This is a genomic window from Streptomyces sp. PTL18, from assembly GCF_059510295.1.
Map to the genome: position 1 here is coordinate 92,818 of NZ_JCAJZO010000020.1, position 26,316 is coordinate 119,133.

General features: G+C 70.2%; 21 protein-coding genes. 8 read left to right on the plus strand and 13 right to left on the minus strand.

Annotated features, from left to right (window positions below; genetic code table 11):
* Positions 1-16 precede the first annotated feature (16 nt).
* The 7 genes from AC5WS8_RS29470 to AC5WS8_RS29500 all read right to left on the minus strand — a co-directional run bounded on the left by AC5WS8_RS29470 (position 17) and on the right by AC5WS8_RS29500 (position 8,396).
* The gene (locus AC5WS8_RS29470; RefSeq protein ID WP_496106540.1) at positions 17-1,123 is read right to left on the minus strand and encodes a sugar ABC transporter substrate-binding protein; all 1,107 of its coding nucleotides are present in this window, start codon (positions 1,121-1,123) and stop codon (positions 17-19) included.
* A gap of 645 nt (positions 1,124-1,768) precedes the next feature.
* Positions 1,769-2,218, minus strand: coding sequence for a heat shock protein transcriptional repressor HspR (locus tag AC5WS8_RS29475; protein WP_471442596.1), 450 nt, complete (start codon positions 2,216-2,218; stop codon positions 1,769-1,771).
* A 4-nt stretch (positions 2,219-2,222) separates the two neighbouring features.
* Entirely contained in the window at positions 2,223-3,389 is a 1,167-nt protein-coding gene (gene dnaJ, locus AC5WS8_RS29480) for a molecular chaperone DnaJ (RefSeq protein ID WP_496106541.1), read from the minus strand.
* 39 nt (positions 3,390-3,428) lie between these two features.
* Positions 3,429-4,088 carry a nucleotide exchange factor GrpE gene (gene grpE, locus AC5WS8_RS29485; RefSeq protein WP_496106542.1) on the minus strand — a complete coding sequence of 220 codons (660 nt, stop codon included), beginning with the start codon at positions 4,086-4,088 and terminating at the stop codon, positions 3,429-3,431.
* Positions 4,085-5,932 carry a molecular chaperone DnaK gene (gene dnaK / locus AC5WS8_RS29490; RefSeq protein WP_496106543.1) on the minus strand — a complete coding sequence of 616 codons (1,848 nt, stop codon included), beginning with the start codon at positions 5,930-5,932 and terminating at the stop codon, positions 4,085-4,087. Before dnaK ends, grpE begins: the two co-directional genes overlap by 4 nt.
* Before the next feature lie 383 nt (positions 5,933-6,315).
* Positions 6,316-6,903 (minus strand): arsenate reductase/protein-tyrosine-phosphatase family protein, encoded by a 588-nt coding sequence (locus AC5WS8_RS29495; protein WP_496106544.1) that lies wholly within the window; start codon positions 6,901-6,903, stop codon positions 6,316-6,318.
* Positions 6,900-8,396: a tyrosine-protein kinase domain-containing protein gene (locus AC5WS8_RS29500; RefSeq protein WP_496106545.1), complete on the minus strand. Its 1,497-nt coding sequence runs from the start codon at positions 8,394-8,396 to the stop codon at positions 6,900-6,902. Before AC5WS8_RS29500 ends, AC5WS8_RS29495 begins: the two co-directional genes overlap by 4 nt.
* A gap of 337 nt (positions 8,397-8,733) precedes the next feature.
* Between AC5WS8_RS29500 and AC5WS8_RS29505 the strand changes: the two genes are divergently transcribed.
* The 6 genes from AC5WS8_RS29505 to AC5WS8_RS29530 all read left to right on the plus strand — a co-directional run bounded on the left by AC5WS8_RS29505 (position 8,734) and on the right by AC5WS8_RS29530 (position 16,145).
* Positions 8,734-9,357 carry an LAVTG motif-containing sortase-dependent surface protein gene (locus AC5WS8_RS29505; RefSeq protein ID WP_496106546.1) on the plus strand — a complete coding sequence of 208 codons (624 nt, stop codon included), beginning with the start codon at positions 8,734-8,736 and terminating at the stop codon, positions 9,355-9,357.
* Positions 9,354-10,481, plus strand: a complete 1,128-nt coding sequence (locus AC5WS8_RS29510) for a glutaminyl-peptide cyclotransferase (RefSeq protein ID WP_496106547.1) — start codon at positions 9,354-9,356, stop codon at positions 10,479-10,481. Before AC5WS8_RS29505 ends, AC5WS8_RS29510 begins: the two co-directional genes overlap by 4 nt.
* A gap of 166 nt (positions 10,482-10,647) precedes the next feature.
* On the plus strand, positions 10,648-12,921 hold the full coding sequence (locus AC5WS8_RS29515; protein ID WP_496106548.1) for a (Fe-S)-binding protein: 2,274 nt from the start codon (positions 10,648-10,650) through the stop codon (positions 12,919-12,921).
* 227 nt (positions 12,922-13,148) lie between these two features.
* The gene (locus AC5WS8_RS29520) at positions 13,149-14,309 is read left to right on the plus strand and encodes a glycosyltransferase family 4 protein (protein WP_496106549.1); all 1,161 of its coding nucleotides are present in this window, start codon (positions 13,149-13,151) and stop codon (positions 14,307-14,309) included.
* A gap of 477 nt (positions 14,310-14,786) precedes the next feature.
* Positions 14,787-15,539: an FkbM family methyltransferase gene (locus AC5WS8_RS29525; protein WP_496106550.1), complete on the plus strand. Its 753-nt coding sequence runs from the start codon at positions 14,787-14,789 to the stop codon at positions 15,537-15,539.
* Positions 15,540-15,590: 51 nt separating this feature from the next.
* Positions 15,591-16,145 (plus strand): acyltransferase, encoded by a 555-nt coding sequence (locus AC5WS8_RS29530; RefSeq protein ID WP_496106551.1) that lies wholly within the window; start codon positions 15,591-15,593, stop codon positions 16,143-16,145.
* Here AC5WS8_RS29530 and AC5WS8_RS29535 read toward each other — a convergent pair.
* The 5 genes from AC5WS8_RS29535 to AC5WS8_RS29555 all read right to left on the minus strand — a co-directional run bounded on the left by AC5WS8_RS29535 (position 16,123) and on the right by AC5WS8_RS29555 (position 22,229).
* Positions 16,123-17,265, minus strand: coding sequence for a glycosyltransferase (locus AC5WS8_RS29535; protein ID WP_496106552.1), 1,143 nt, complete (start codon positions 17,263-17,265; stop codon positions 16,123-16,125). The two genes, AC5WS8_RS29530 and AC5WS8_RS29535, sit on opposite strands and share 23 nt — an antisense overlap.
* The gene (locus AC5WS8_RS29540; RefSeq protein WP_496106553.1) at positions 17,265-18,878 is read right to left on the minus strand and encodes a GNAT family N-acetyltransferase; all 1,614 of its coding nucleotides are present in this window, start codon (positions 18,876-18,878) and stop codon (positions 17,265-17,267) included. Before AC5WS8_RS29540 ends, AC5WS8_RS29535 begins: the two co-directional genes overlap by 1 nt.
* A 217-nt stretch (positions 18,879-19,095) precedes the next feature.
* Entirely contained in the window at positions 19,096-19,794 is a 699-nt protein-coding gene (locus AC5WS8_RS29545) for a WbqC family protein (RefSeq protein WP_496106554.1), read from the minus strand.
* On the minus strand, positions 19,791-20,441 hold the full coding sequence (locus tag AC5WS8_RS29550) for a PIG-L deacetylase family protein (RefSeq protein ID WP_496106555.1): 651 nt from the start codon (positions 20,439-20,441) through the stop codon (positions 19,791-19,793). The genes AC5WS8_RS29545 and AC5WS8_RS29550 overlap by 4 nt, the downstream gene beginning before the upstream one ends.
* 474 nt (positions 20,442-20,915) lie before the next feature.
* Complete coding sequence (locus AC5WS8_RS29555; protein ID WP_496106556.1) at positions 20,916-22,229, minus strand: hypothetical protein; 1,314 nt, start codon at positions 22,227-22,229, stop codon at positions 20,916-20,918.
* Positions 22,230-22,512: 283 nt separating this feature from the next.
* On the opposite strand from AC5WS8_RS29555, the gene AC5WS8_RS29560 reads away from it, so the two are divergent.
* Together AC5WS8_RS29560 and AC5WS8_RS29565 are read left to right on the plus strand one after the other, a co-directional pair.
* The gene (locus tag AC5WS8_RS29560; protein WP_496106557.1) at positions 22,513-23,691 is read left to right on the plus strand and encodes a glycosyltransferase; all 1,179 of its coding nucleotides are present in this window, start codon (positions 22,513-22,515) and stop codon (positions 23,689-23,691) included.
* 26 nt (positions 23,692-23,717) lie between these two features.
* Positions 23,718-24,656, plus strand: a complete 939-nt coding sequence (locus AC5WS8_RS29565) for an NAD-dependent epimerase/dehydratase family protein (protein WP_496106558.1) — start codon at positions 23,718-23,720, stop codon at positions 24,654-24,656.
* A 117-nt stretch (positions 24,657-24,773) separates the two neighbouring features.
* On the opposite strand, the gene AC5WS8_RS29570 is transcribed toward AC5WS8_RS29565, so the two are convergent.
* Positions 24,774-26,288 carry a lipopolysaccharide biosynthesis protein gene (locus AC5WS8_RS29570; RefSeq protein ID WP_496106559.1) on the minus strand — a complete coding sequence of 505 codons (1,515 nt, stop codon included), beginning with the start codon at positions 26,286-26,288 and terminating at the stop codon, positions 24,774-24,776.
* Between the last annotated feature and the right edge of the window lie 28 nt (positions 26,289-26,316).

The following is a 26,316-nucleotide window of genomic DNA, read 5'->3' on the forward strand; positions in this document are numbered from 1 at the left end:
GCATCCCGGGGCCGGGTCACCGGAGGCCGATGGCGGAGCAGTCCGCCCTGTACTTCCCGGTGCAGATGTCCCTGACGGTGTAGATGCCGTCCTGGATCACCGTGTCCTTGATGTTGTCCTTCGTCAGGGCGACCACCGGCACGAGCATCGACGGGATCTTCTTCTCCGTCGGGCTGTCGACGTGGTCACGGGTCAGCGCGTCGAACTCGATCGAGCGGCCCTGGACCTTGGCCACGGCCATCTCGGCCGCGTTGTTGGCCTCCTCCGGGTACGACTTGTACACGCTCATGTACTGCTCACCGGAGACGATCCGCTGCACCGCGTCCAGCGCCGCGTCCTGCCCGGTCACCGGCGGGATCTTGCTGGCGCCCGCCTCCTTCAGCGCTTCGATGACGGCGCCGGCCATGCCGTCGTTCGCGGAGTAGACCGCGGCGATGTTGCCCAGGCCGACAGCCTGGATCGCCTGCGCCATGTTCGCCTTGGCGTTCTCCGGCTTCCAGTCCTTGGTGTCGTAGGACTTGACGATGTTGACCTTGCCCTGGAGCTCGCTGAGCGCGCCCTCCTTGAACTGCGCCGCGTTCGGGTCGGTGGGCGAGCCGTTCATCATGACGATCTTGCTGCTCGACGCCTTGGCTCCGAGCGCGTCCGTGAGGGCGCGGCCCTGGACCTGGCCGACCAGTTCGTTGTCGAAGGAGATGTACGCGTCGATCGGGCCCTGGGCGAGACGGTCGTAGGCGATGACCGGGATGCCCGCGTCCTTGGCCTTCTGCACGCCGGGCGCGATGGCCTTGGCGTCGACCGCGTCCACCAGCAGCACGTCCACCTTGTCGGCGATCATCTGGTCGAGCTGCTTGCTCTGCGTGGCCGGGTCGGCGTCGGCGTTGGCGTAGACGACCTTGCCCTTGTTGTCGGTGAGGGAGGCGACCTGCTTCTTGATGATGGGGTAGTCGAACTTGTCGTACCGCGGGTTCTCCTTCTCGGGCAAAAGGAGACCGACCGTGATGTCGTTGCCCTTCTTCGGCGTGGCGGAGCTGCTGCTGCCGCCGACTCCGTCGATGACCCCGCACGCGGCGAGCGAGACGGCCGACGCCGAGGCGGCCAGGGCCATGGCGGTACGACGCACAGCGGTCCTACGGGTGGTACGAGCAATCACATCAGGTGCCTTCCGGGCGAGGGAGCAGCGTTGCGACCCAGGTGGCTGAAAGCCAACGCGGGGACGGTACGCAGCGTCAAGAACTACGGGTTAACGAGATGGCAACAGGATCACTGTGCGAGTCAAGTGAAAACCAAGGGAGCGTCGCGTGGCGGCACTCCGCCCCTGCCCGCCTGATGCGAATTCAGTCCGTCACCTGGCGCGATCGGTACCTGACACAAGGTCAACCAGCCGACGGATCTCAGCGCTTCGGTAAATTTCCATGAAACGTGATCTTCGTCACGCATCCACAAGTGGGTGTCGAACGTCCGGCTCCCCGAAGAGTCAGCGAAAAGTAAAGTTCCTGTACAGCCTCTCCCTCGTCCCACGGGTCGTGATCACGGATGCCTTGCCGCGTCCCGATCCGATCAGAGGGCCGAATAAACCCAGCCAGACGACGCACGACCGCCGCGGCGGCCACCGCCGTCGTGCCCGCCAACGAGTCGTCCGGCAGCCCCGCCAGGGCCCGGCCGCCTCTCGGACCTGCCCCCGCCCGCCGCCCCGAAGCTCACCGGCTCCGGCACGGCGAAGGGGCCCGCGCTGCGCCGCGGGCCCCTTCGCCGTCGGGTGTTCCCCTCAGTCCTGCTGCTGCCGCTTCGGGCGCCACACCACCAGCGCGCTGGTCTGCTGCACCTCCTGGTACGGCACCAGGTCGCGGCGGTAGGAGGCGTGGACGGCCGCCTCGCGCTGACGCATCGCCGCCGCCGCGCCGTCGAGCGCGGCCTGAAGTTCCGCGACACGGGACTGGAGCGCGGCGACCTGGTTCTCCAGTTCGATGATGCGCTTGATGCCGGCCAGATTGATGCCCTCGTCCTGCGACAACTGCTGAACCTGGCGGAGCAGTTCGATGTCGCGGGCCGAGTAGCGCCGGCCCCGGCCCGCGGTGCGGTCCGGGGACACGAGCCCCAGGCGGTCGTACTGGCGCAGCGTCTGCGGGTGCAGTCCGGAGAGCTGGGCCGCCACCGAGATGACGTAGACCGGCGTGTCCTCGGTCAGCTCATACGGGTTGCGTCGACGGCCGTCCATCGCATCATGCTCCCTTCGCGGCCTGGAACAGCTCCGCCCGCGGGTCCTCGCCCGCGGTTGCCTCGCGATACGCCTCCAGCGCGTCACGAGCCTTCCCCGACAGGTCCTTCGGGACACTCACCTCCACGGTGACCAGCAGGTCGCCGCGGGTGCCGTCCTTGCGGACCGCGCCCTTTCCACGGGCGCGCATAGTACGCCCGTTCGGGGTGCCGGGGGGCAGCTTCAGCGTCACCGGGGGCCCGCCGAGGGTGGGCACCCGGATGTCGGCACCGAGCGCCGCCTCCGCGAACGTCACCGGCACGGTCACCGTGAGGTTGTCGTCCTTGCGGCCGAAGACGGGGTGCGGATTGACGTGCACGACCACGTACAGGTCGCCGGCCAGGCCGCCCCGCTCGCCGGGTGCGCCCTTGCCGCGCAGCCGGATGCGCTGCCCGTCGGACACGCCCGCCGGGATGCGCACCTGCATCGTCCGGGACGACTTGGCCCGGCCGCTGCCCTTGCAGACCTCGCACGGGTGCTCCGCGATCAGCCCGCGCCCCTTGCAGTCCGGGCACGGGTCGGTCAGCGAGAAGCCGCCGCCCGAGCCGCGCGCCACCTGCCCGGTGCCGACGCAGGTCGGGCACACGCGCGGTGTGCCGTTCTGGTCGCCGGTGCCCGAACAGGCCTTGCACGGTGACTGCGAGGACATGCGCAGCGGCACGGTCGCGCCGTCCACCGCCTCCATGAAGCTCAGTGTGACCTCGGACTCGATGTCCTGGCCGCGCCGGGGCTGGGTACGCGTGCCCGCGCCGCCGCCGCGGTTGAACAGGCCCCCGAAGACGTCACCGAGACCGCCGCCGAAGCCACCCCCGGCGCCGCCCTGGCCGCCGAAGAGGTCGCCCAGGTCGAAGTTGAAGGAGCCGCCCGCCCCGGGACCGGGACGGAACCCGCCGTTGCCGAACAGGGCGCGGGCCTCGTCGTACTCCTTGCGCTTCTTGGGATCGCCGAGGACGTCGTTCGCCTCGGAGATCTCCTTGAAACGTTCCTCCGCCTTGGCGTTCCCCTTGTTGGCGTCCGGGTGGTACTCGCGGGCGAGCTTCCGGTACGCCTTCTTGATCTCGGCCTCGGTGGCGTCCTTGGGGACGCCGAGGACCTTGTAGTAGTCCTTCTCGATGAAGTCCTTGGTGCTCATCCCCGACGTCCCTCCTTCCCTGTGCCTTCGTGGTGTACGTCAGCCCTCGTCCGGGCCACCGTTCTCCTTGTCGTCGCCCGCCTCGGTCGTCTCCTCGGCCTTGACCGTCTGCGCCCCCGGCTGCGGCTCGGCGACGGCCACCCGCGCGGGGCGGATGGTGCGCTCGCCGAAGCGATACCCGGGCTGCAGAATCGCCACGCACGTCGTCTCCGTGACGTCCGGCGCGTAGCTGTGCATCAGGGCCTCGTGGATGGTCGGGTCGAAGGGCTCGCCCTCCTTGCCGAACTGCTGCAGACCCATCTTCGCCGCGACGGTCTCCAGCGACTCGGCGACGGACTTGAAACCGCCCACCAATTCGCCGTGTTCGCGTGCGCGGCCGATGTCGTCGAGCACGGGCAGGAGCTCGGTCAGGAGGTTGGCGACGGCCATCTCCTTGACCGCGATCCGGTCGCGCTCGACGCGGCGGCGGTAGTTCTGGTACTCGGCCTGGAGTCGCTGGAGGTCCATCGTGCGCTCGCCCAGCGCCGTGCGCACCTGGTCCAGCTGCGCCACCAGACCGGCGTTGTTGTCGCTTGCGTCCCCCGCCGGGGCCGCCGCCTCCTCCGAAGAGGGGGAGGCGGCCTGCGGCTCGGCGTCATCAGGGGTGGCGCCGGAGGGGACGTCAGGCTTCTCCTCGAAGCCCGGGGTCTCCTCCGTCACGCGGCACCGTCCTTCCGCTCGTCGTCGACGATCTCGGCGTCCACCACGTCGTCGTCGGCCTTGGCCTCACCGGCACCGGCCGAGGCACCGCCGGCGGCGGCCTGCGCGGCCTGGGCGTCGGCGTACATGGCCTGGCCCAGCTTCTGGGAGACGGCCGCGACCTTCTCGGTGGCGGAGCGGATCTCGGCCGTGTCCTCGCCCTTGAGCTTCTCCTTCAGCTCGGCGACGGCGGACTCGACCTCGGTCCTGATCTCGCCCGGGACCTTGTCCTCGTTGTCCTTGAGGAACTTCTCGGTCTGGTAGACGAGCTGCTCGCCCTGGTTGCGGGCCTCGGCGGCCTCGCGGCGCTTGTGGTCCTCCTCCGCGTAGCGCTCGGCCTCCTCGCGCATGCGGTCGACCTCTTCCTTCGGGAGCGAGGAGCCGCCGGTGACGGTCATCTTCTGCTCCTTGCCGGTGCCGAGGTCCTTCGCCGTGACGTGCATGATGCCGTTGGCGTCGATGTCGAAGGAGACCTCGATCTGCGGGACGCCACGGGGCGCCGGCGGCAGACCGGTCAGCTCGAACATGCCGAGCTTCTTGTTGTACGCCGCGATCTCGCGCTCGCCCTGGTAGACCTGGATCTGCACGGACGGCTGGTTGTCCTCCGCCGTGGTGAAGATCTCCGAACGCTTCGTCGGGATCGTGGTGTTGCGCTCGATCAGCTTGGTCATGATGCCGCCCTTGGTCTCGATACCGAGGGACAGCGGGGTCACGTCGAGGAGCAGGACGTCCTTGACCTCGCCCTTGAGGACACCGGCCTGGAGCGAGGCGCCGATGGCGACGACCTCGTCCGGGTTCACGCCCTTGTTGGCCTCCTTGCCGCCGGTCAGCTCCTTGACGAGCTCGGCGACCGCGGGCATACGGGTGGAGCCACCGACGAGCACGACGTGGTCGATCTCGTTGATGGAGATGCCGGCGTCCTTGATGACGTTGTGGAAGGGCGTCTTGCACCGCTCCAGCAGGTCGGCCGTCAGCTGCTGGAACTGCGCCCGGGTGAGCTTCTCGTCCAGGTGCAGCGGACCCTCGGCGGAGGCGGTGATGTAGGGCAGGTTGATCGAGGTCTCGGTGGAGGAGGACAGCTCGATCTTGGCCTTCTCGGCAGCCTCACGCAGACGCTGCAGGGCCATCTTGTCCTTGGACAGGTCCACGCCGTGACCGGACTGGAACTGCTTGACCAGGTAGTCGACGATGCGCTGGTCCCAGTCGTCGCCACCGAGGTGGTTGTCACCGTTGGTGGCCTTCACCTCGACGACGCCGTCGCCGATCTCCAGGAGGGACACGTCGAAGGTGCCGCCACCGAGGTCGAAGACAAGGATGGTCTGGTCGTCCTTGTCGAGGCCGTAGGCCAGGGCGGCGGCGGTCGGCTCGTTGACGATGCGGAGCACGTTCAGGCCGGCGATCTCGCCGGCCTCCTTGGTGGCCTGCCGCTCGGAGTCGTTGAAGTACGCCGGGACGGTGATGACCGCGTCGGTCACCTTCTCGCCCAGGTACGCCTCGGCGTCCCGCTTCAGCTTCTGCAGGATGAACGCGGAGATCTGCTGCGGGTTGAAGTCCTTCCCGTCCAGGGAGATCTTCCAGTCGGTGCCCATGTGGCGCTTCACCGAGCGGATGGTCCGGTCCACGTTCGTGACCGCCTGGCGCTTGGCGACCTCGCCGACCAGCACCTCGCCGTTCTTGGCGAAGGCGACGACGGACGGCGTGGTCCTGGCACCCTCGGCGTTGGTGATGACGGTGGGCTCGCCGCCCTCCAGAACGCTGACGACGGAGTTAGTCGTGCCCAGGTCGATGCCGACCGCACGTGCCATGGTGAATCCTCCAGCTGACTTGAGTGGAACAGGCTCAAGGATGCACGAGGGTCGACTCGGCGTCAACAGAGCTGAGTCGGTCGGACTCAACTTTCATCCGGCGTCACACGGCAACCGGGGAATCACCGCAGGTGGCGTGGGGTGCGCGGAGCACCGAGAGGCGTGCGACTCCTGCGGGACCGGCCGGCGGAGCCGGCGCCCCGGCCGGCAGCGTTCACCCCGGCGCGACGCCGGGCCCCTCCCGCCGACCCGGCAGCGCGGGTGGCGGCGCCGCCACCGGCCACCGGCCGAAAGGCGGCACACGTCCGCGAACGTCACCCCCGGCGACCAGCGGGGACCAGGGAAAAGAGCGCTTTTCTGCGCTCTTCCCGGCTCACCCTGCTTCATCCCCCTGTGTCATCCCCACCGATCCCCACCGATGATGCACCGCCCTCGCTGACGGCCCACAGCCAGGCCAGTCCGCTCACCGCCCCGTCGATCTCCCGGGCGCACCCGTACAGCTCCTGCCGGGGCCTGCCCCAGGGGTCCCGGATGTCGTCCTCGTCCGGGGGGACCGGGGCCCCGGTCCCCCGGCGGGCGGCCGCGACCGCCACAACGGCGTCGAAACCGCCCACACCCCCGTCCTCCGCGTCCGCGAGCCGCACGAACTCCCTCAGCGTGAAGCAGCGCCGCATGGCCGACGGCGCGAGCCGCACCGCCGCCTCCCGATGCTCCCGCGCGAGCCCCAGGACCAGCGCTGCCCCCTCGACGAGCTGTGCGGTGAGCGGGCGGGAGGCGAAGCCGGAGCCGTCCCCGCCCAGTTCCTCCAGCACCGCTCTGGTCGCGCTCTCCATACGGGAGCGGTGCCACGCCTCGGTGCCGGCACTCTCCGGCCGCAGGGCGGAGCCGGGCGGAAGCCTCGCCGCCAGCAGCCGCTCGGCCAGGACCGATCGGTGCACGTTGCCGGTACAGATGAACAGGACCCGGGTCATCTCTCACCGGGCACACGGGTTCCCGCGGACGCGGGCACGCCCCGCCGGGGAACCGACGCGCGGGGGGCCGGCAGTTCCCCCTGACCACCGTGGTCCGCGGTACCGAAGGCGCTGTAGGTGCCGTAACTGCCGTAGTGACCGCCCATGGGAACCGGAGCCATGCTGAAGACCGTGCCGAGGACCCGGACGCCCACCCGCTCCAGCGACTCCGCGGCGGCGCGTACCTGGTCGCGGCTGGTCTTCGCGGCGCGCACGACGAGCAGCGCACCCTGCGTGAGCGAGGCGAGCCCCACGGTGTCGGCGACCGGCAGCAGCGGCGCGGTGTCGACGATCACCGCCTGGTAGCTGTCCGCCAGCTCGCGCAACGTCTCCTCCATGCGTGCCGAGGCGAGCAGCTCCGTGGGGTTCGGCGGTACGGCACCGCTCGCGAGTACCGCCAGACCGTCGGCGGCCTGTTGCATCACGTCCTCGGTACGGGCCTGTCCGATGAGCACCGTGGTCAGACCGGCGTCCTGCACGAGGCCGAAGGTCTGGGCCACACACGGGCGGCGCAGGTCGGCGTCCACCAGGCAGGTGGACACGCCCGCCTCGGCGAGCGACAGGGCGAGGTTCACCGCGGTGTTGGTCTTGCCCTCACCGGGCACGGAACTCGTCACCGCGATGATCCGCGGCGGGTCGTCGACCTGGGAGAACTGCAGGTTCGTGCGCAGCTTGCGGAAGGCCTCGGCACGCTTGGAGTGCCCCTCGGCGCTGACGAGCGGCCGTTTGGGAGCGTTCTTGTCGTACGGGATGGCGCCGAGAGCGGGCAGGGCGGTGAACTCCCCCAGGGCCTCGCTCGTCTTGAACGTCGTGTCGAGGACCTCGCGCAGGGCGACGAGTCCGGCACCGAGCAGGAGGCCACCGAGCACACCCGCGGCCAGGTTGAGCAGCGGGCGCGGCGAGACGGGAGCGGTGGGGGCGACGGCCTCCTGGGTGATCCCCAGTGAGACGGGTGAGACGGACGCGGTGTCGCCCTTGCGGCTCTTCCTGCTCTGCGTCGGGCCGACCGGGTGCTTGGGCGTCTCCAACTGCTCGACGACCGAACCGAACCGCTGCGCCACGGCGTTGGCGATGTGCGCGGCCCGGTCGGGCACGGTGTCCCGGACGGTGATGTCGATGAGCACGGTGTTGAGCGGGGCGGTCGCCGTGATCCGGGACGCCAGCTCCTCCGGCGTGGTGTGCAGCCGCAACTTCTTCACCACCGGCTCCGTCACCTGGCGGGTCGTCACGATGGCGGCGTACGACTGCACGCGCGCCTGGGAAAAGCTCTGCCCCTGGTTGAGCTGTGCGGTGTCCTCCCCGGAGCGGGTGGCGACGAAGAGCTGGGTCCTCGCCTCGTAGACGGGGGTGCTCAAGCTCGTCGCGGCGAGCGCCGCACCGACCGCGAGAACGAGACAGACCACGACGGTCGGCCAACGTCTGGCAAGAGCCTTCAGGAATCCGTGGAGATCCAAGCTGCACCCCTCATAGAACCGAGGGAACCGCCCTTTTAAGGGCATTACGTCCCCAAATGCATGAAGCAGACCATAGGGACTCGGACAGCCGAAGGGAGGTAGCCACCCCCATGTCGGCCCATTGGAGGGAAAGGCTCACCTACTCGGTGACTCTCATCGCCGCCGCGCCAACAGATGTTGGTATGTCCCATTTATTCCATGTATCTAGGTCCTGGTACGCACAACGTGATGACGGCCGACGCTGCAGGCCTGGTCCGGATCGAAGTCGAGGAGAGTGAAGAAGATGACAGCATCGCCGAGATGGCGAGTTGTTCTGGCATCGGCAGCATCGGCTGCCATGCTCATCGGGGCGCCACTGGTTGGGGCGCAGACCGCCTTCGCCCAGCCGTACCCGCCGCCCCCGCCCCTCACCCTGCCCGCCGGCACCACGCTCACAGCCGGGCAGACCGTGACCTTCAGCACCCCTACAGGGATCTTCCAGAACGGGCAGACCGTCACGGTGCTGCTGGAATCGACGCCGATCGTCCTCGGCCGCTTCACGGCCGCGCCGGACGGATCGGTGTCGGGGAGCGTGACCCTCCCGGCGAACGTCGTCAACGGCTGGCACGTCCTCCGGCTCACCGCGGACAACCCCGACGTCAGCATCGGCGTCACCGTGTTCATCCAGGGCGGGGTCAGCACGCCTCCCCACAAGCCCCCGCACCACCCGGGCAAGCCGGGACACGGTGGACACAAGGGACGCGACGACGGACGCAACGGGTCCCACGGACGCACCGCAGTCACCGACCCGGTGGGCTATCAGCAGCAGAACCAGCACGCGCACCGGAACACACACCACAACGGCAAGAGCCTCGCGGCGACGGGCAGTGAGAAGGCCCTGGCCATGGGCGGCACCGCGGCAGCCCTGGTCGTGGCGGGCGGTGGCACGCTGCTCGCCGTACGCCGTCGCCGCCATTCATGACGGACCAGGAAACCCGTACGGCACCACCACGGCGTCCCGGCACCGGCCGGGGCGCCGTGCGCTTGCCCGGGGAAGGCCGCTCCGGCGGCCGCACATCCGTCCGCCGTCGCACGCTCGGGAATGCCCTGCTGGCCACCACGGCGCTCCCGCTGGCCGGCGCGGTCTGGATCGGACCCGCCGCAACGCTCGCCCGCTCCCAGCCGCCCAGGGGTCCGCTCACCACCGTGTGGGGCACGACGTACGCGATGGACCAGCCGGCCGGCGATGCGCCGACTTCGCCGACGCGCGCCCGGCCCGGGACCGTGCCCGACGGCAGCGGCACGTTCGTCGCGCACGGGGGACGGCGCTCCTCGCCCGCGTCACCAGGCACCCCCGGCGACGCGGCCGGAGGCCGGGCCGTGCACGGAGGGCCGGCGACCGCGCACGGGGTCGAGAGGCTGCGGGTCCGGGTGCTCGAGGTCCTCCCCCACGACCCGAAGGCGTTCACGCAGGGTCTGGAGATGGCCGGCGGCACCCTCTACGAGGGCACCGGGATCTCCGGGCAGTCGTCCGTACGCGCGGGACTGCCGGGGAAACCCCCAACGGTCCGCGCCGCACTGCCCGCGCCCCTGTTCGGCGAGGGCATCACCCTCGTCGGCCGAAGGCTGTGGCAGCTGACCTGGCGGGACCGCGTCGCCGTCGAGCGCGACGCCGCGACACTGAAGGAGCTGCGCCGCGTCCCGTACCCGGACGAGGGCTGGGGCCTGTGCCTCCAGGGCGCGTCCCACCGGCTGGTGACGAGTGACGGCTCGCAGCGGATGACGTTCCGCGACCCCGGCACGCTCGCACCGACCGGACAGGTGGTGGTGGCCATGGAGGGCAGGCCGGTGACGCAGCTGAACGAACTGGAGTGCGTCGGAACGACCGTCTACGCCAATGTCCTGCCGAGCGACCGCATCATGCGCATCGACTCCGCCACCGGCACGGTGACGGCGACCGTCGACGCCTCGGGCCTGCTGCGCCCCGACGAACTCGTCCCCGGCTCCGCCCTGAACGGCATCGCGGCCGTCCCCGGCACGAGGCAGTTCCTCATCACGGGCAAGTTTTGGCCGAAGATGTTCCGTGTGGAGTTCGTCCCCGCCTGACGGCGCACAGCGACGCAGATCACCGCATGCGCCACTACAGTGCGGCGGCATAAGTGGGTAGTCTCAGACGGACTGCATAAGTTACTGCTTAGTAATCACTCCTTCGAGTACACAGGAAGTACATCGGAGGAACGGAAACCGCCTCGCAGGCCCGAGGAGCCCCCAAATGCAACTCGCCGCGATCATCGTGTCGCTGGTGCTGACCGTGGTCGGCGTTGCGCTGCTCGCACGCGCCATCGGTCAGTTCGTCCGGTACTTCAGGCTCGGTCAGCCCGTGCCTGCCGGCAGCCGGACCGACAACCCCTACCAGCGCAGCGTGACCCTGGTCAGGGAGTTCCTCGGCCACACACGCATGAACCGATGGGGCATCGTGGGCGTCGCCCACTGGTTCGTGGCCATCGGCTTCCTCACCCTCCCACCGACCATCATCAACGCCTACGGGCAGCTCTTCCAGGCCGACTGGACCCTTCCCGTCGTCGGCGGGTTCCTGCCGTACGAGATGTACATCGAGTTCATCGGCGCGATGACCACCCTCGGCATCGCCACGCTGATGGTCATCCGTCTGCTGAGCCTGCCCTCGCGGCCCGGTCGGAAGTCCCGCTTCGCGGGCTCCAAGATGGGCCAGGCGTACTTCGTCGAGTACGTCATCCTGGTCATCGGCCTGGCCATCTACGTGCTGCGTGGCCTCGAAGGCGCGTTCCACCACGTCGACCACTACGAGGCCGCGTACTTCGCCTCCTACCCGCTGGTCGTGGCGTTCAAGGGTCTCAGCCTCACCACGCTGCAGAACCTGACCTACCTGGCCGCCATGATCAAGCTGGGCACCACCATGATCTGGATGATCACGGTGAGCCTGAACACCAACATGGGTGTGGCCTGGCACCGCTTCCTCGCCTTCCCGAACATCTGGTTCAAGCGCGAGTCCGATGGCGGCACCGCCCTCGGCGCACTGCAGCCGATGACCTCCGGCGGCAAGCCGATCGACTTCGAGGACCCCGGCGAGGACGACGTCTTCGGCGTCTCGCAGGTCGAGCAGTTCTCCTGGAAGGGCCTGCTGGACTTCTCCACCTGCACCGAGTGCGGCCGCTGCCAGTCGCAGTGCCCCGCGTGGAACACCGGCAAGCCGCTCTCCCCCAAGCTGCTGATCATGTCGCTGCGCGACCACGCCCATGCCAAGGCGCCGTACCTGCTGGCCGGCGGCGGCAAGACCATGGAGGGCGAGGAGAAGGCGAACGAGGAGCAGCTGAAGGACGTTCCCGCGTCCGCCCTCGCCGAGGCCGAGCGCCCGCTGGTCGGCACCGTGGAGGAGAACGGCGTCATCGACCCGGACGTCCTGTGGTCCTGCACCACCTGCGGCGCCTGCGTCGAGCAGTGCCCGGTGGACATCGAGCACGTCGACCACATCGTCGACATGCGCCGCTACCAGGTGATGATCGAGTCCGCGTTCCCGTCCGAGGCGGGCACGATGCTCAAGAACCTGGAGAAGAAGGGCAACCCCTGGGGCCTGGCCAAGAAGCAGCGCCTGGAGTGGACCAAGGAGGTCGACTTCGAGGTGCCGGTCGTCGGCCGGGACGTCGAGGACCTCACCGAGGTCGAGTACCTGTACTGGGTCGGCTGCGCCGGCGCCCTGGAGGACCGCGCCAAGAAGACCACGAAGGCCTTCGCGGAACTGCTCCACATCGCGGGCGTCAAGTTCGCGATCATGGGCGGCGACGAGAAGTGCACCGGTGACTCCGCCCGCCGCCTGGGCAACGAGCCCCTGTTCCAGGAGCTCGGCATGGAGAACGTGGCCGCGCTGAACATGGCGTTCGGCGAGGACGACGAGGACCCGTCGACGAAGAAGCCGAAGTCGGCGAAGAAGATCGTCGCCACCTGCCCGCACTGCCTGAACACGATCGGCAACGAGTACCCGCAGCTCGGCGGCGACTACGAGGTCATCCACCACACCCAGCTGCTCCAGCACCTGGTCGACGAGGGCAAGCTGGTCCCGGTGACCCCGGTCGAGGGCATCATCACCTACCACGACCCCTGCTACCTGGGCCGCCACAACAAGATCTACACGCCCCCACGCGAGATCATCGGCAAGGTCCCAGGCCTCAGGAACGAGGAGATGCACCGCCACAAGGAGCGCGGCTTCTGCTGCGGAGCCGGCGGCGCCCGCATGTGGATGGAGGAGCGGATCGGCAAGCGCATCAACAACGAGCGCGTGGACGAGGCCCTCTCCCTCGACCCGGACATCGTCTCCACCGCCTGCCCGTTCTGCCTCGTCATGCTGACGGACTCGGTCAACGGCAAGAAGAACGACGGCAAGGCGAAGGAGTCGATCCAGGTCGTGGACGTCGCCCAGCTGCTGCTGGACTCCGTCAAGACGCCGGTGGACGAACCCCCGGCGGGCACGTCGGAGGCGGACAGCACCTCCGAGCCGGAGCCCGTGAAGTAGCAGGGCCCGTACCGTCACGAGGGGCCGGGGTCGCAGGAGGCGATCCGGGCCCCTCGTCCGTGTGCCCGCGTCCCCGGAAAGCCCGCCGTCCCGCACCCGGCCGGTTCACCGACCGCACGGCCCGGCCGCTGGTCCTTTCCGGTGAGGACCGGCGCGGCGGGGCGGCGGGTGCGCGCCGGGCCGCGATCCTGCGGTGAGATTCCGTTGCGAGGTGGAGAAACGCGGCGATGCACATCGTGCGGGTGAGTTACCGGGTCCCTCCCTTCCCGGGTGGGCTGGAACGCCATGTCGAGTGTCTGACGCGGCGCCAGGTGGTCGACGGCGACCGGGTGACGATGTCGTTCCGGCACGGCGCGGCAGTGCCGGCAGGCGCCACCCGGCTGCCACTGCGGAGGACCGCCCGGTCGCGGATGCTGGCGCCGGTGTCCGACCGGTCCGCCTTCGCTGTGGAAACCGCTGCCGCGGTCGGGCGCCTCTGCGGCGGTTCCCAGGACCACGGCGCCGACCTCGTACACCTTCACGGCGACCACATCGAGACGGCCTGGCTGGGGCCGGTCTGCCGGCGTTTGGGCCTTCCCCTGTTCCTGACCGTGCACGGGGCGCTGGCCCACCGGCATCAATGGCTTGCCCGACAGGCCTTCCGGTATGTGGAGGCGTTCATCGCCCTGGGGTCGTCGACGGCGGACGATCTCGTGGCGCGCGGTGTGGACCGAAGGCGCATCCTCACGATGTCCAGCGGCTTGGAGCTGTCCGCCATGCCGGGCCCGGCCGATGCCCGATCCCGTGAGCGCGGTCTGATCGTCGGCGTCGGCGCGCTGGACCCGGTGAAGAACCACGAGCTGCTCATCCGTGCGTTCCAGGAACTGGCTCACGGTCGGCCCGGGATGCGCCTGGTGATCGCGGGCGAGGGCCCGGAGCGGGACCGCCTCGCCCGGCTGGCGGCGGCCGGCACGGGTGTCGAACTGGCCGGTCAGCTGGACCGGCGGGAGATCTACCGGTTGGTCCGTCGGGCCGAAGTGTTCGTGCTGGCGTCGCGCAGACTGCCCGGAAAGGGTGAAGGCGTGCCCACGGCCGCCTTGGAGGCGATGGCGCTCGGCACGCCCGTCGTGGTGTCCTCGGAGGCCTCACTCGATCCGGTGATCGCCGTCCGCGAGGCCTACCGGGTCTTCCCCTCGGGGTCGAAGGACGGTCTGGTGCGTGTCCTGGGCGCCGTACTCGACGACGAGTCGGCCCGGAACAGGATGAGTGAACTCGGGCTGCGGGCGGCCGCGGAGCTGGACTGGTCCCGGGTCGCACAGCGCGTCAACGACTGGTATCGACTGCGCCTGGACAGCTGCTCCCCCTTCATCTCCACCGCAAAGGAACCGACCGTGGCCGACGGTCATTGACGACATGGCCGAACCGGTGGGGAAACACCCTCCAACCGGGGGCGCCGGGCGCAGGCCTTCGCCGCGGGCGGCGGGGACAACGTCTCGGTGCTCCGCCGCGAAGGACGCGTCCGTCGGCCGTATCAGTCCGCCGCCGATCGACAAGTCCGCCGCCGATCGACAAGAAGGAATCACCCGTACGACTCCCGAGTCACGGTCTCCCGAACACTGGGGCGCCGATAGCCTCGGGCGGCATGAAAACGGTCGCAATCGCCCGCAACGGATTCCGGCCTCCGTACTTTCCGGTGATGGCGGCACACCCCCTACGGGCGGACGCGCCACCGAGGTCACCGGGAGCGTTCGGCAGCCCCGGACGCGCTCTCGGTCACCAGTCCCCGGTCGCGCTCACGGAGCGCATCGAACAGCACTCGACCCGACTCACCGACCGCGTGCCGGCCGGTGCCCGACACGCTGCGGCATGAGAGGCGGCGACGGACAATGCGTATCTTTCTCGATGTCGGCGGCCACTACGGCGAAACCCTCGAGGTCGCCCTGGACCCCCGATGGGCCTTCGACAAGATCTACTGTTTCGAGCCGGCCGAGTCCTGTCGTCGTATCCTGCGCGGCTTCCGCGACACCCGGGTGCATGTCGTGCCCGCCGGGCTGTCCAACAGGACCGGGAAGGCGACCCTCTACGGCACGGGTCTGCTGGGGGCGAGTGTGTACGCCGACAAGAAGCAGTTCGACTCGCACGTCCGGTCCCAGACCATCGCCCTGGTGAAGGCATCGGACTGGCTCTCGCAGAACACGACGCCGGACGACGAGGTCTACCTGAAACTCAACTGCGAGGGAAGCGAGTGCGACGTCCTCGAGGACCTCCTCGACAGCGGCCTGAGCAAGCGGCTGAAGAGCGTCTATGTGGACTTCGACGTGCGGAAGATCCCCAGTCAGGCACACCGGCAGGAGGCGGTCGAACGGCGGCTGCGCGAGCGGAACCACCACTTCGTCACCCCGGACACCCTGTCCGGCGCCAGTGGCAGTCACGCGGTGAGGCAGTGGCTGACGACCGTGAGCACCCCCCGGAACACCGGGGGCCCGGCAGCGTTCCGCTACCGGCTCGGCCTTCACCGGCCGCCGTACGTCTGGGCGGCCTCGGTCGCCAGAGTGGCCCTGCCGAGGTCCGTCTACGAGCAGGCCGCCCGACGCGTCGGCGCGCAGGCGCGCAGGCGCGCCAGGGCACACGGCGGCTGAGACGACCGAGAGGAAGCAGCAACCCATGGCGTTCCACAAGGGGGTTGTGCGGTGAGGTGGCTGCGCGCGTGCGCCAACGTTCCCCCCCGGCTGCGCGGTGCGCGCATCGGAGCCGGAGCGTACATCTCGCCGAGGGCGCTCCTCCAGGAGCACTCCCGCATCGCCGTCGGACAGCGGACCCTCGTCGGCCGCCACGTGGAACTGGTTCCGCAGGGCGGTTCCATCACCATCGGCAGCGACTGCTCACTGAACAACCACGTCGTCCTCTACGGCGCCGGCGGGATCACGATGGGGGACGGCTGCCGTATCGCGACCGGTGTCGTCATCGTCGCCTTCAACCACGGATACGACGACCTCACCCTCCCGATCCGCCGCCAGCCGATCACCGCGCGAGGCGTTGTCGTCGGGGACGACGTGTGGATCGGGGCGCGATCGATCGTGCTGGACGGGGTGACCGTCGGCTCCGGCAGCGTCATCGGAGCGGGTTCCGTCGTCACGCACGACGTCCCCGAGTTCGCCATGGTGGCCGGCAATCCGGCGCACGTGCTGCGTCGTCGCGGCGCGGCGCGGGCGACCGCGGTCGCTACACCGCGGCCCGGTCCGTGATGTCGTGGTAGAGACGGCCGAGCTGGTCCAGGTTGGTGGAGAAGGCGTGGACCGCGAGAACCTTCCGTCGGACGGCGGCCAGGTCCTCGGGTCCGGGCGGGGAGGCCGTCACACGGCGCAGCCCCTCTGTCAGCCCGCCGACGTCCGGCGGGACCAGCACGATGCCCGGCCAGCCGGACACGGCGGCCGGAATACCACCGACCCGGGTGGCCACGACCGGGACAGCCGCGGACGCCGCTTCCAGCAGGGTTCTCGGCAGCCCTTCGTCCCTCGACGAGATGACGAAGAGGTCGGCACGCGCGTACTCCTCACGCACCTCCTCGACGCCGCGGGCGCCGAGGAACGTGACCCTGCCCGTCAGGCCGAGCCGTTCCGCGAGGGCCGTCAGCCTCGTCCTCTCCGGACCGTCACCGACGATGCGCAGCCGGGCCGCAGGAACCGTCTCGACGAGCCTGGCGAGGGCCGCCAGGAGGATGTCGTATCCCTTGGACGGTACGAGGCGGCCGACCGCGAGGATGGAGGGACCCGGTTCGCTCGGCGGCGGGCCGGTGCGGACGGGGGGATCCTCCCAGACCTGCTGAAGCCGCGGCGGCACGAAAGCGGACGCAATACCTCGCCGCGACAAGGCGTCGGCCATCGACCGGGCCACGACTCTGCGCTCGGTGGCCCGGCGGGCGAACATGAGGACGGCCCGCTCCAGAACCGCCTTCCGCCAGCGGCCGAGAGAGGCGACGGGCAGACCGAGATAATCGCCGTGAACGTCCATGAGCCATGGTCGCCTGACGATCCGTGACACCGCCCAGGCCGCCAGCCACCCCCAGGGCTCGGCGCCGTTGAGGACGACGGTCTCGCCCGCTCGGGCGGCCGCCCGAGCCAGCCCCACCCCGAGACGGACGGACTTGACGACCCAGAGGAGGGACCGCGGCCCCGGGCGGCGCGGATGCCGGACGACCTGCATCGAACCGCGGTCGCACCGCAGGTGCGGGCCCGCCCAGATGCACCACGCGTGACCGAGCCGGTCGGCCAGCGCGTTCCACGACCGGAAGTCGGCGGAGTCCTCGACTCCGGGCTGTCGGTGACCCGAGATGGTCACGACGGTGATGCGCTGTCGTTCCACCATCAGTCCCTTCCGGAGAACGCCGGCCGCCACAGCGACCGCGACAGCCAGGCGGCGGGAGCGACTCCCTGGGCGCTCAGACACCGGAGCGTCGCGGCGAGGGCCGCGGCCACGGGCCGCGTGTCGAACACAGCGGCCCTTTCCACCAGTTCCTTCCGCGTCTGCGCGCAAGCAGGGACCCGGGCCGTCGCGACGGCCAGCGCGGCCATCCGATCGATGTCGCCGTCGGGCGCCACGTACCGGTCTGCCAGCTTTCCCATGACGTCCGAGCAGCCGCCCACGTCGAAGGAGACACACGGAACCCCGAGCGCCATGGCCTCCAGCAACACGCGGGGGAATCCCTCCTGGCGGGAGGGGACGACCAGGCAGTGCCCCTCGGCGATGGTCCGGACGGCGACATCGTTCGGCACCCGCCCGGCCATAAGCAGCTGTTCCCCGTCCAGGCGTGCGGTCAGTGGCCCGTCCCCCAGCACCAGCAGCTCGGCTTCGGGCAGCTCACGGCGGATCCGCGCCAGCAGCTGCGGCAGGCGGTCGGCGCCGCGGAGGGGGTCGAGACCGTGGACGTAGACGAAGCGGTGCGGAGCCTTGAGCCAACGCCTCACGACCGGCTGCCAGTCCGGCTCCGGCACGGAGGCGACCTGGTCCCGCAGCGCTCCGCCGTCCACGTCGTTGCAGGCGAGCAGCATCCGGTCGGGGTCGAGGCGGTAACGGTCGGCGTACTGGTCGAGGAGACGTGGCGGTCCGGTGACGACCGCGTCGACTGCCCGTCGCAGCACCCACCGGTGGACCACCCGGCCGGCGCGCTCACGCAGTCCGAGGCGCGCCCCCGGGACGACGCCCGCGCCACCCGAGGACCACAGCACCACACGCCATCCGCCCCCGAGCCGCCCGGCCAGCCACAGCAGAGCCGCCAGCTTCCAGTGGATGCGGACGAAGACGACATCGACCCGCTCACGCCGTGCCCTGCGCACCAGCCGGAGAAACGCTCGCGCCCAGCCCGGGCTCGGGCGCAGCGGCGGCAGGTCCGCCGGGTCGCCGTACCGCACGGCCGTCGCAGTGCAGGTACGCGACAGGGCGTCGACGAGCCCGGGGACATGTGCCGCGTGCCCGCTCCGCATCCCCGCCGTCGTGAAGAGGTACCAGACGCGCAGCTGCCCGGTGGGGGCGAGCGGTCGGGTGGAGAGCAACAACTTCCCGGCCGGAGTCGTGCCCGTGAGGCGGAACCCCGCCCGCGCGTACAGCAGGAGCGCCGGCCGGTTGCCGGGATCGCAGTTGATCGTGACCACGCCCGACGCCTCGGCGAGCAGGCGCGCAAGCAGCCATGACCCGATCCCGGTGCCCTGATGTTCCGGCGCGACCGCCACACGGTGCACATGCACGCCCTCCGGCCGCCGCGACGCCACAAGGAACCCGACCGGCCTTGCCGAGACCATGGCCACGAGGCTCAGTCGCCCCTTGTCCGGCAGCGGGCGTGCGAAGTTCCCAAGCGCCCACGGCCGGTCGTCGTAGTGGGCACTCTGCTGGTGCACACGTTCTTCCAGTTCCACCAGCCGAGCGAGCGTGTCCTCCGGTAGGTCCGCCAAGCGGCACAGTTCCGGCTCGCGCCGCGTGCTCAAGACCGCTCCCAGGTTGCCGTGCATCTCAAGTCTCCGGGCCAGGTGGTGATTTCGCCTCGCCAGACTGCCACGGCGCAAGGCACGACCCGCCCCGACGAGCCGCCCGGGAAGGCCGGTGCACCCCCACGGCGTATTCACCACCGTTCGGCCCGACGGGCGCGCGGACCACCCGCCGCACACGAGGCCCTGCTCGCCCTGCCGGCCCCGCTCACCGCGGTCATGAAGCACTGAGGCGGAAACCCGAAAGCAGCCGCGGCAGTTCGGCCGGGTCCAGCCGCGACCAGGCGTCGACGGCGGACAGACACGGTACGAACGGCTCGCCGCCCTGGGCGTACAGCGGGTGGTCGAAGTCGAAGAACCTCACGGTGATCCCGTGTTCGGCGAAGGCGTCCAGGTCCAGGTAGTCACGGCCGGAAGGACCCGACAGGTACTCGTCGGCGCCCGTCGCCCGGCAGAGGCTGACGAGCAGTTCGGTGCTGGACCCCGTGGCGTCGAGCTCGGAGGCGCGGACCATCGGCACCTTGACGTCGAACTGCGCCAGCAGCCAGTCAGCGATGTCGAGGTTGAGATCGGCCAGGGACCCACCGGGCGGTGCGGCGTCGACGAGCGACAGCAGGTCTCCGGCACGGTCGGCGCACCTGGTCCCGGTCACCGCCTGTGTCAGGCGTCCACGGTAGCGGCGCCGCCAGGAGGGCACTTCGCAGATCCGCACGTCCCTGATCCGCGTGCCGAACGGTGCGGTCACCGGGACGGTCAGCCAGGTGGGCCGGCCGTCCAGCAGGACCCGGTTACGGTTCTGGAAGTAGTTCTTTCGGTACGGCACGGAGTCGAGGACGACCCACAGGTCCGACGCGGCGACCTTGGCCAGGAGACCGAGCCACGGCAGGTGCTCGGGCTGGTGGACGGTGACCCTCATACAAGGACGCCTTCCAGCCGTGAGACCTCGAAGGCCTCGCCGTACCGGGCGCGCATCTCGTAACCGCGGTAGCGGGAGCGGGCCTCGACCCCTTCGATCCACTGCTCGCCGTACTTGGCGTACTCCGACTTGTGCTGACGCAGGGCCTGCAGTTTCTTCTCGATGGTGTCGTCGATGTTGATGTAGAGCTGGGGGCGGAAACCGACATAGCTGCGCCCCGACGGGGTGATGGGCTCGTACATGACGACGGAGTTGTAGTACCGGCTCGCCGCGATGGTGGCGAGCGCGGTGTTGGCGTGGGACCGGTGGGTGTCGAACGGCCAGTGTGTGAACACCATGGTGGGGCGGAAATCGTCGACCACCTTGTTGATCGACTCCACGACCGTCGAGTGGTTCTCCACGTCCTTGGCGGGGAACGACAGGACATCGACGTCCTTGACCCCGAGCGTCGCGGCGGCTTCCCGGCCCTCCTCCACCGCCACGTCCGCCTCGCGGAAGTGGCTCCCGTCGTAACTGGTGTAGTCCGAGGGACTCATCACCAGGAAACGCACCTGTGCCCCCGTCTCGACCAGGCGAGCGGCGGTACCTCCGGCCGCCAGTTCGATGTCGTCCAGATGAGCCCCCACGAACAGGCTGCGCTCGAACATCGGATTACTGCAGAACATCACGTCTTCCTCTCGGGAAACGATCAGCGGCGACTGCGGTGCCGGTTTCCGGCGACGCCCTGCCCGCCGGGCATGACGTCGGTGACGCGAAGGCCCCCACATGCGTACAGAGCAAGCGCCGGGCCGGTTGCAAGGACCGCCGATGAGGGTGACGACGCCGGTGTCCGCACCGGAGGCGATCGAGCAGCCCGACAGCGAACCCGTGCCCTGGTGACGCGGTTGGTGGCCATGCGGCCGGACGTCACCCCGATCCCTGTCGTCCACCCAGGGCCCCCGAGATCGCGGCGTTCACCTCAGCGTCGCACAGCGGGGCGAGGCGACGGCGCCGACGAGCCCCTCCGGAAGACCGGTGCACCCCAACGGCGTACGGGCAAGCCGCGCCGGACTCCTGGAGGAGCCGCACCAAGCGCCGGCCCCGTGTACCGGGAGCCCACAGGGCGCGCGCTCCGGCTGCCGCTACGCGCCCAGAGCCCCGGCGGCCGGCCTCGCGCGATGCACCGCCGCAGAACTCACCGCCGGAACCGGCTCCCCGGGGCCGCGGACGACTCCGCTCGGAGCGACACCGTCCGCGATGGCGCTCCTCCGCACCTGACCGATACAGGCCACCGTCAGACCGAGGACCCCCCAGCCCACACCGGGAAAGGCTCCCGTGGTGTGGAACCACACCGCCACCGTGACGAGCACCGCGCGGGTCAGCCGGTCGCCAGTGCGCCATACGCGCCACAGGACGAGGAGGAACAGCCCCAGTCCGACGACGCCCAGAAAGACGGCCATGTCCAGGTACACGTTGTGCAGACCACGGATGTTCGTGTGCCGGTACGCGTTCGCCAGCGCCTGACCGTCCACGACCGACCAGCCTCCGCCGACCAGGGGGTTGGTCGACTCGATGGCGGACCAGAAGGAATCGGCCAGGGTGGTGTGCACCTGGACGGTCACGTCCAGGTCGGGTCGGATCACGGGAATCACCAGACAGGCGACCACGGCCGCACAGGCGAGTGTGAGCGGGTGGACAAAGCCCTTCTCGCCGCGGCGTCGCCCCAGGCTGAGCACGGTGACTCCGGCCAGCGCGGCGACGGAAGCCGTGATCCCGCGGGTTCCGACCATCCCGCAGAGACCGGCCAGAACGAACAGTGATCTGACCGGCTTGCTGGTGGCCGCGGCGCCGAGGACCACCAGTACGGCAGCGAGCAGAGCGACCTCGTTGGGGCCGCCGGGCAGGCCCGACCAGCGGATCCCTGTGTCACCGAGGAGGGGCATCGTCGCAAAGACGCCCAGCAGTGCCCACCGGACGGTATGCCACAGGTTGAACCCACGGGGCAGGAAGAGCCCTACGGCTGTGCTGGCCACGACGGGCTCCATGATGCGCAGAAACGTCACCGTGCCCTCGGTGTCATTGCCCAGCATGTCGCGCACCACGCCGTAGAGCACAAAGGCACCGACCACCCCCAGGACGCCCGTGCCGCCACGGTGACGGACGCGCAGCAGCCCGGCGAGTGCGAAGAGCACCAGGAGCACGTCGCCCAGGTAGATGTCGGCTCCCCCCAGTCCGCCGAGGTGCGGCCAGGCCGTCGGGCTGATCACCACCACGACGGCAGTCATGAGGACGATCAGCCGGGGCGGGGCGATGACGAGGAAGAGCACCACTGCTGAGGGCAGCAGAATGCTGAGGGCGAGTCCGGTTCGCCCGGCCCAGACCAGAGCGAAGAGCAGCGCCGTGGCGATGATGCCGGCCAGGTGCACACCGGCCATCGTGAATGCGGTCCGCCTCACTGGATCCCTCCGCGATCCGCGGCAACGGCATCACACGTGGATCGTCTGTTTCAGGTGATGTGACATGGCGCACAGGACAGGACGGCGCCTTGCGACATTCTGGAGCCGCGATGTCCCCCGACGGGTGGTTCGGCACACGGTGCCTGGGCCATAAGTGTGTCGCTCCCCCGGCAGGCGGCGCGTCGGCGTCCGAGCTTCCCCGTACACGGCAAACATGAGCGCCCGTCGTGATCTCGTATCAGTGCCCTAACCAGCGGTTGGGACAGGAACGCGGTGAGGCTGAATGGTGGTTGCCCGAGGTCGCACGAGCGACGCCGCCCCGTCCCGGATCCGCGTGATGCGGGTCATCGCCCGGATGAACGTGGGCGGTCCGGCCCTCCAGGTCTCGACGCTGATGCGCGGGCTGGACAGCGAGTTGTTCGACCACCGGCTCTTCGCGGGCTTCGTCGGCCCGGACGAGGCCGACTACGTGGAGCAGCGCGCCCCGGACGTCCAGGTCTGCCGCGTTCCCACACTGGGCCGGGCCGTACGGCCCACCGACGACCTGCGTGCGCTGTCCGAACTGACCGCGGCCATGCGCCGGTTCCGGCCCCACATCGTTCACACGCACACCGCCAAGGCAGGAGCACTCGGACGTGCGGCGGCCGTGTTGGCGCGGGTGCCCGCCAGGGTTCACACGTACCACGGCCACCTTCTGCAGGGCTACTTCTCGCCGAACAAGACCCGGCTCGTGGTACAGGCCGAGCGTGGCTTCGCGGCCGTCACCGACCGTCTGGTGGCGGTGGGACGCAGGGTCCGCGACGACCTCTTGGCCGCCGGCATCGGCCGGCCTCGGCAGTACGCCGTGGTGCCGCCCGGCACCACGGCCGCACCCGCTCCCGGACGCACCGAGGCGCGGAGGCGGCTGGGCGTTCCGGAAGACGGCCTCGTCGTGGCCCATGTCGGGAGGATCACCGGGATCAAGCGGCCTGACCGGTTCCTGGCAGTGGCCCGCGACGTGCGACGCGCCGTGCCGACCGTCCGCTTCGTGGTGTGCGGGCACGGAGACCTGCACGGCGTTCTGGAGTCGGCCACCGACCTTCGGGGCGCCCTTCACCTGCTGGGCTGGCGCGCGGACGTGGAGACCGTGTACGCCGCAGCGGACATGCTGCTGCTCACCTCGGACAACGAGGGCATGCCGGTCAGCCTGATCGAGGCCGGACTGGCCGGAGTGCCGGCCGTGGCGACGGACGTGGGCAGCGTGGCGGAGGTGGTCCGGGACGGGACGACCGGGCTCCTGGCCCGGCCCCACGCCGAAGAACTCACCCGCCGGACCGTCAGGCTCCTCAGCGACGACCGGCTCCGCCGCCGGCTCGGGGAGCAGGCACGCGCTGTGACGGCGCAGCAGTTCGGGGCCGAGCGCCTGGTGCGGGACACCCACGACCTTTACGCCTCCATCGCCGCTGAGCGCGGCTGGTGGTAGGCCCTCCTACTGAAAGGTGCATGCCGTTGAACGTCGTTGTGACCGGAGGGGCCGGGTTCATCGGAGCCAACCTGTGCCGCGAACTGGCCTCCCGTCCCACCGTCGGCAGGGTCGTCGTCCTGGACGACCTGAGTACGGGCAGCGCGGACAATCTCGCGGGCACGGACGTCGAGCTCGTCGAGGGCAGCATCCTCGACCGCGACCTGCTCGAGGACGTGGTGGCCGGGGCCGACGCCGTGGTCCATCTGGCCGCGCGGCCGTCGGTGCCGCGTTCCCTCGCGGATCCGTTTGCCAGCCATGAGGTCAACGCGACCGGAAGCGTGCGCGTACTCGAAGCCTGCCGTCGCAGCCACGCCCACGTGGTCGCCGCGTCGTCCTCGTCGGTGTACGGCTCGATCACCGACCTGCCCAAGCACGAGGGGCTGCCGACCCGCCCGCTCAGCCCCTACGCCGCCAGCAAGCTGGCGACCGAGTCGTATGTGCTCGCCTACGGATCGGCCTTCGGGCTTCCGGCCCTCTGCTTCCGCTTCTTCAACGTCTACGGCCCGCTGCAGCCCGCCGGCCACGCCTACGCCGCGGTCGTCCCGGCCTTCATCGACGCCGCATTGCGCGGTGAACCGCTGACGGTCTTCGGCGACGGCCACCAGACCCGCGACTTCACCTACGTCGGAACGGTCGCCCGGGTGCTCGCCGACGCCGTCGAGCGGAAAGTCACCTGTGCCGGCCCGGTCAACCTGGCCTTCGGCACCCGGGTCAGTGTCCTGGAACTCGCCCATCACCTCGCCAAGGCCCTGGAGCTGGCGGTGGAGATCCGCCACGAGCCGCCCCGACGTGGCGATGTGCGCGATTCCCAGGCCGACGACGGGTTGCTCAGGAGTCTGTTCGCCGGTCTCGAGCCCGTTCCCCTGGAGCAGGGGCTGGCCGAGACCGTCCAGTGGTTCCGCTCCCCGGTGCCGCCCGCATAGCAGCTCGCTCGTGCGGCGCGGCCGGCAGCGGTGCCACGGGGCGTCCCGCACCGTGAAGCCGTCGGCCGGACGGCGACCGGCCTGCGGAACAGGCGATGAGGCCGTCCGGCGACGGCCTCATCGCCTGTTCCGCAGGGTGTTCCGGAAGGTGCCGGCGGTGGTCTTCCCCGCTGCCCCGGCCGGGCCGGGGACGGCACCGTACGACACCGTTCCGGGCCCGGTCGCGGCACTCGGTCCCGACATCGGCCCGGTGAGGTTCCACAGCACGGCGAACCAGGCCGCCGTGCTCAGAGCCACCAGACCGAGCAGCCCCCACGCCCAGACCAGCGTCCTGCAGGACGTGGTCGCACAGACCTGCGTGACGCCGGCCAGCATGGCGAGCTGACCGATGCCCTCGGCGGTGAGGAAGACGAGCCTGATCCCCGGGGATCCCAGAGCCGGGGGGAGAACCTTGGACCAGACGACCGCGCCGCGCAGTGCGGCCGCTGCGAGGACCACCACGGCGGCGGCGGACACGGTGGTGTACTCGGGGCCGTACACGAGGCCGATCAGCGGGTGCAGGAGACAGACGCCGACGGCCACCGCGACCAGCCCGATTCCTCCGGCGAGCGTGCTGCAGCGCACGGCGTCCCGCAGCACCGCCTCACGGCGCCCCTGGGCTCCGGCCCGTGCCAGACGCGGATAGAGCTGTGACGCGACGGGATTCAGGAAGCTCCCGAAGAGGCGGCCCGGGGCGTTGACGACCTTCAGGTACGTCACCAGGGTGGGCCCGCCGAGCAGTCCGGCCAGCAGGGAGACGCCGCTGTCCGAGGCCAGGGACACGGACCCGGCTGCCGAACTCTTCACCAGGAAGGGCACCAGGCCCGGCGGCGTCGTGACGGGACCGGCGGCAGGTGGGCCGCATGTGCGGCGCACCTGCCGACAGGCGACCGCCGTCAGCACGACCGTGGACACCAGGCCGCTGATCAGGGTGGCCACCAGGTACCCGGCCGTGCCGGACGTGAGCAGTGCCGTCATCGTCACCAGGCATCCGACGGCCGCGAGCGCCACGCGGAGCGCTCCGAGCAGCGAGAGCCGTTCGGCGATCGCGAAACCGGCGGAAGCGCTGCCCGAAGGTGTGGCCGCTCCGGCTGCCAGCACGGCTGGCACGAGCAGCCAGAGCCGTTCCCCGGGGACCCATCCGAGAGCTGCGGCGCCCAGCGCCGCCCCCACTCCCACGACCGTGGTCAGCAGCCCGGCCAGCACGTCGAGAGCGACGAGCCGACGATACAACCGCGTTCCGTGACCGACGCCGCGGCGCTGCTCCATGGGGACGTACCGCTGCTGCGCGTCCTCCAGGCGCGGATCCCACAGCAGGAACCAGATCGAGGCCATGGACTGGACCAGCAGCACCTCTCCCGCCTTCGCGCTGCCGGCCAGCCGGACCAGGGTCACCGTGGTGCCGAACGACAGTGCCGCCTCGATCTGACTGGCGGCGGTGAGCGAGGAGAACGTCCGCAGATGCCGTTTCCAGGATCGGTACGGTCCCCAGCGCCCGGTCCCCGACCTCCGCGCGCTCCGGCCGTGCCTCGCCGGTCGCGCTCCGGCGTCCGAGGGATCCGGCGGGCGGGCCGTCGACGGTGTGGCCCTCATGCGTCGCTGCACCTTCTCGGAGAGCCGG

Coding starts and splice junctions, on each gene's coding strand:
- dnaK (WP_496106543.1), bottom strand. CDS start 5,932: ATGGCACGTGCGGTCGGCATCGACCTGGGCACGACTAACTCCGTCGTC.
- dnaJ (WP_496106541.1), bottom strand. CDS start 3,389: ATGAGCACCAAGGACTTCATCGAGAAGGACTACTACAAGGTCCTCGGC.
- AC5WS8_RS29545 (WP_496106554.1), bottom strand. CDS start 19,794: ATGAGGGTCACCGTCCACCAGCCCGAGCACCTGCCGTGGCTCGGTCTC.
- AC5WS8_RS29495 (WP_496106544.1), bottom strand. CDS start 6,903: ATGACCCGGGTCCTGTTCATCTGTACCGGCAACGTGCACCGATCGGTC.
- AC5WS8_RS29535 (WP_496106552.1), bottom strand. CDS start 17,265: ATGGTGGAACGACAGCGCATCACCGTCGTGACCATCTCGGGTCACCGA.
- AC5WS8_RS29510 (WP_496106547.1), top strand. CDS start 9,354: ATGACGGACCAGGAAACCCGTACGGCACCACCACGGCGTCCCGGCACC.
- AC5WS8_RS29520 (WP_496106549.1), top strand. CDS start 13,149: ATGCACATCGTGCGGGTGAGTTACCGGGTCCCTCCCTTCCCGGGTGGG.
- AC5WS8_RS29475 (WP_471442596.1), bottom strand. CDS start 2,218: ATGGACGGCCGTCGACGCAACCCGTATGAGCTGACCGAGGACACGCCG.
- AC5WS8_RS29515 (WP_496106548.1), top strand. CDS start 10,648: ATGCAACTCGCCGCGATCATCGTGTCGCTGGTGCTGACCGTGGTCGGC.
- AC5WS8_RS29570 (WP_496106559.1), bottom strand. CDS start 26,288: ATGAGGGCCACACCGTCGACGGCCCGCCCGCCGGATCCCTCGGACGCC.
- AC5WS8_RS29560 (WP_496106557.1), top strand. CDS start 22,513: ATGGTGGTTGCCCGAGGTCGCACGAGCGACGCCGCCCCGTCCCGGATC.
- AC5WS8_RS29525 (WP_496106550.1), top strand. CDS start 14,787: ATGCGTATCTTTCTCGATGTCGGCGGCCACTACGGCGAAACCCTCGAG.
- AC5WS8_RS29550 (WP_496106555.1), bottom strand. CDS start 20,441: ATGTTCGAGCGCAGCCTGTTCGTGGGGGCTCATCTGGACGACATCGAA.
- AC5WS8_RS29505 (WP_496106546.1), top strand. CDS start 8,734: ATGCTCATCGGGGCGCCACTGGTTGGGGCGCAGACCGCCTTCGCCCAG.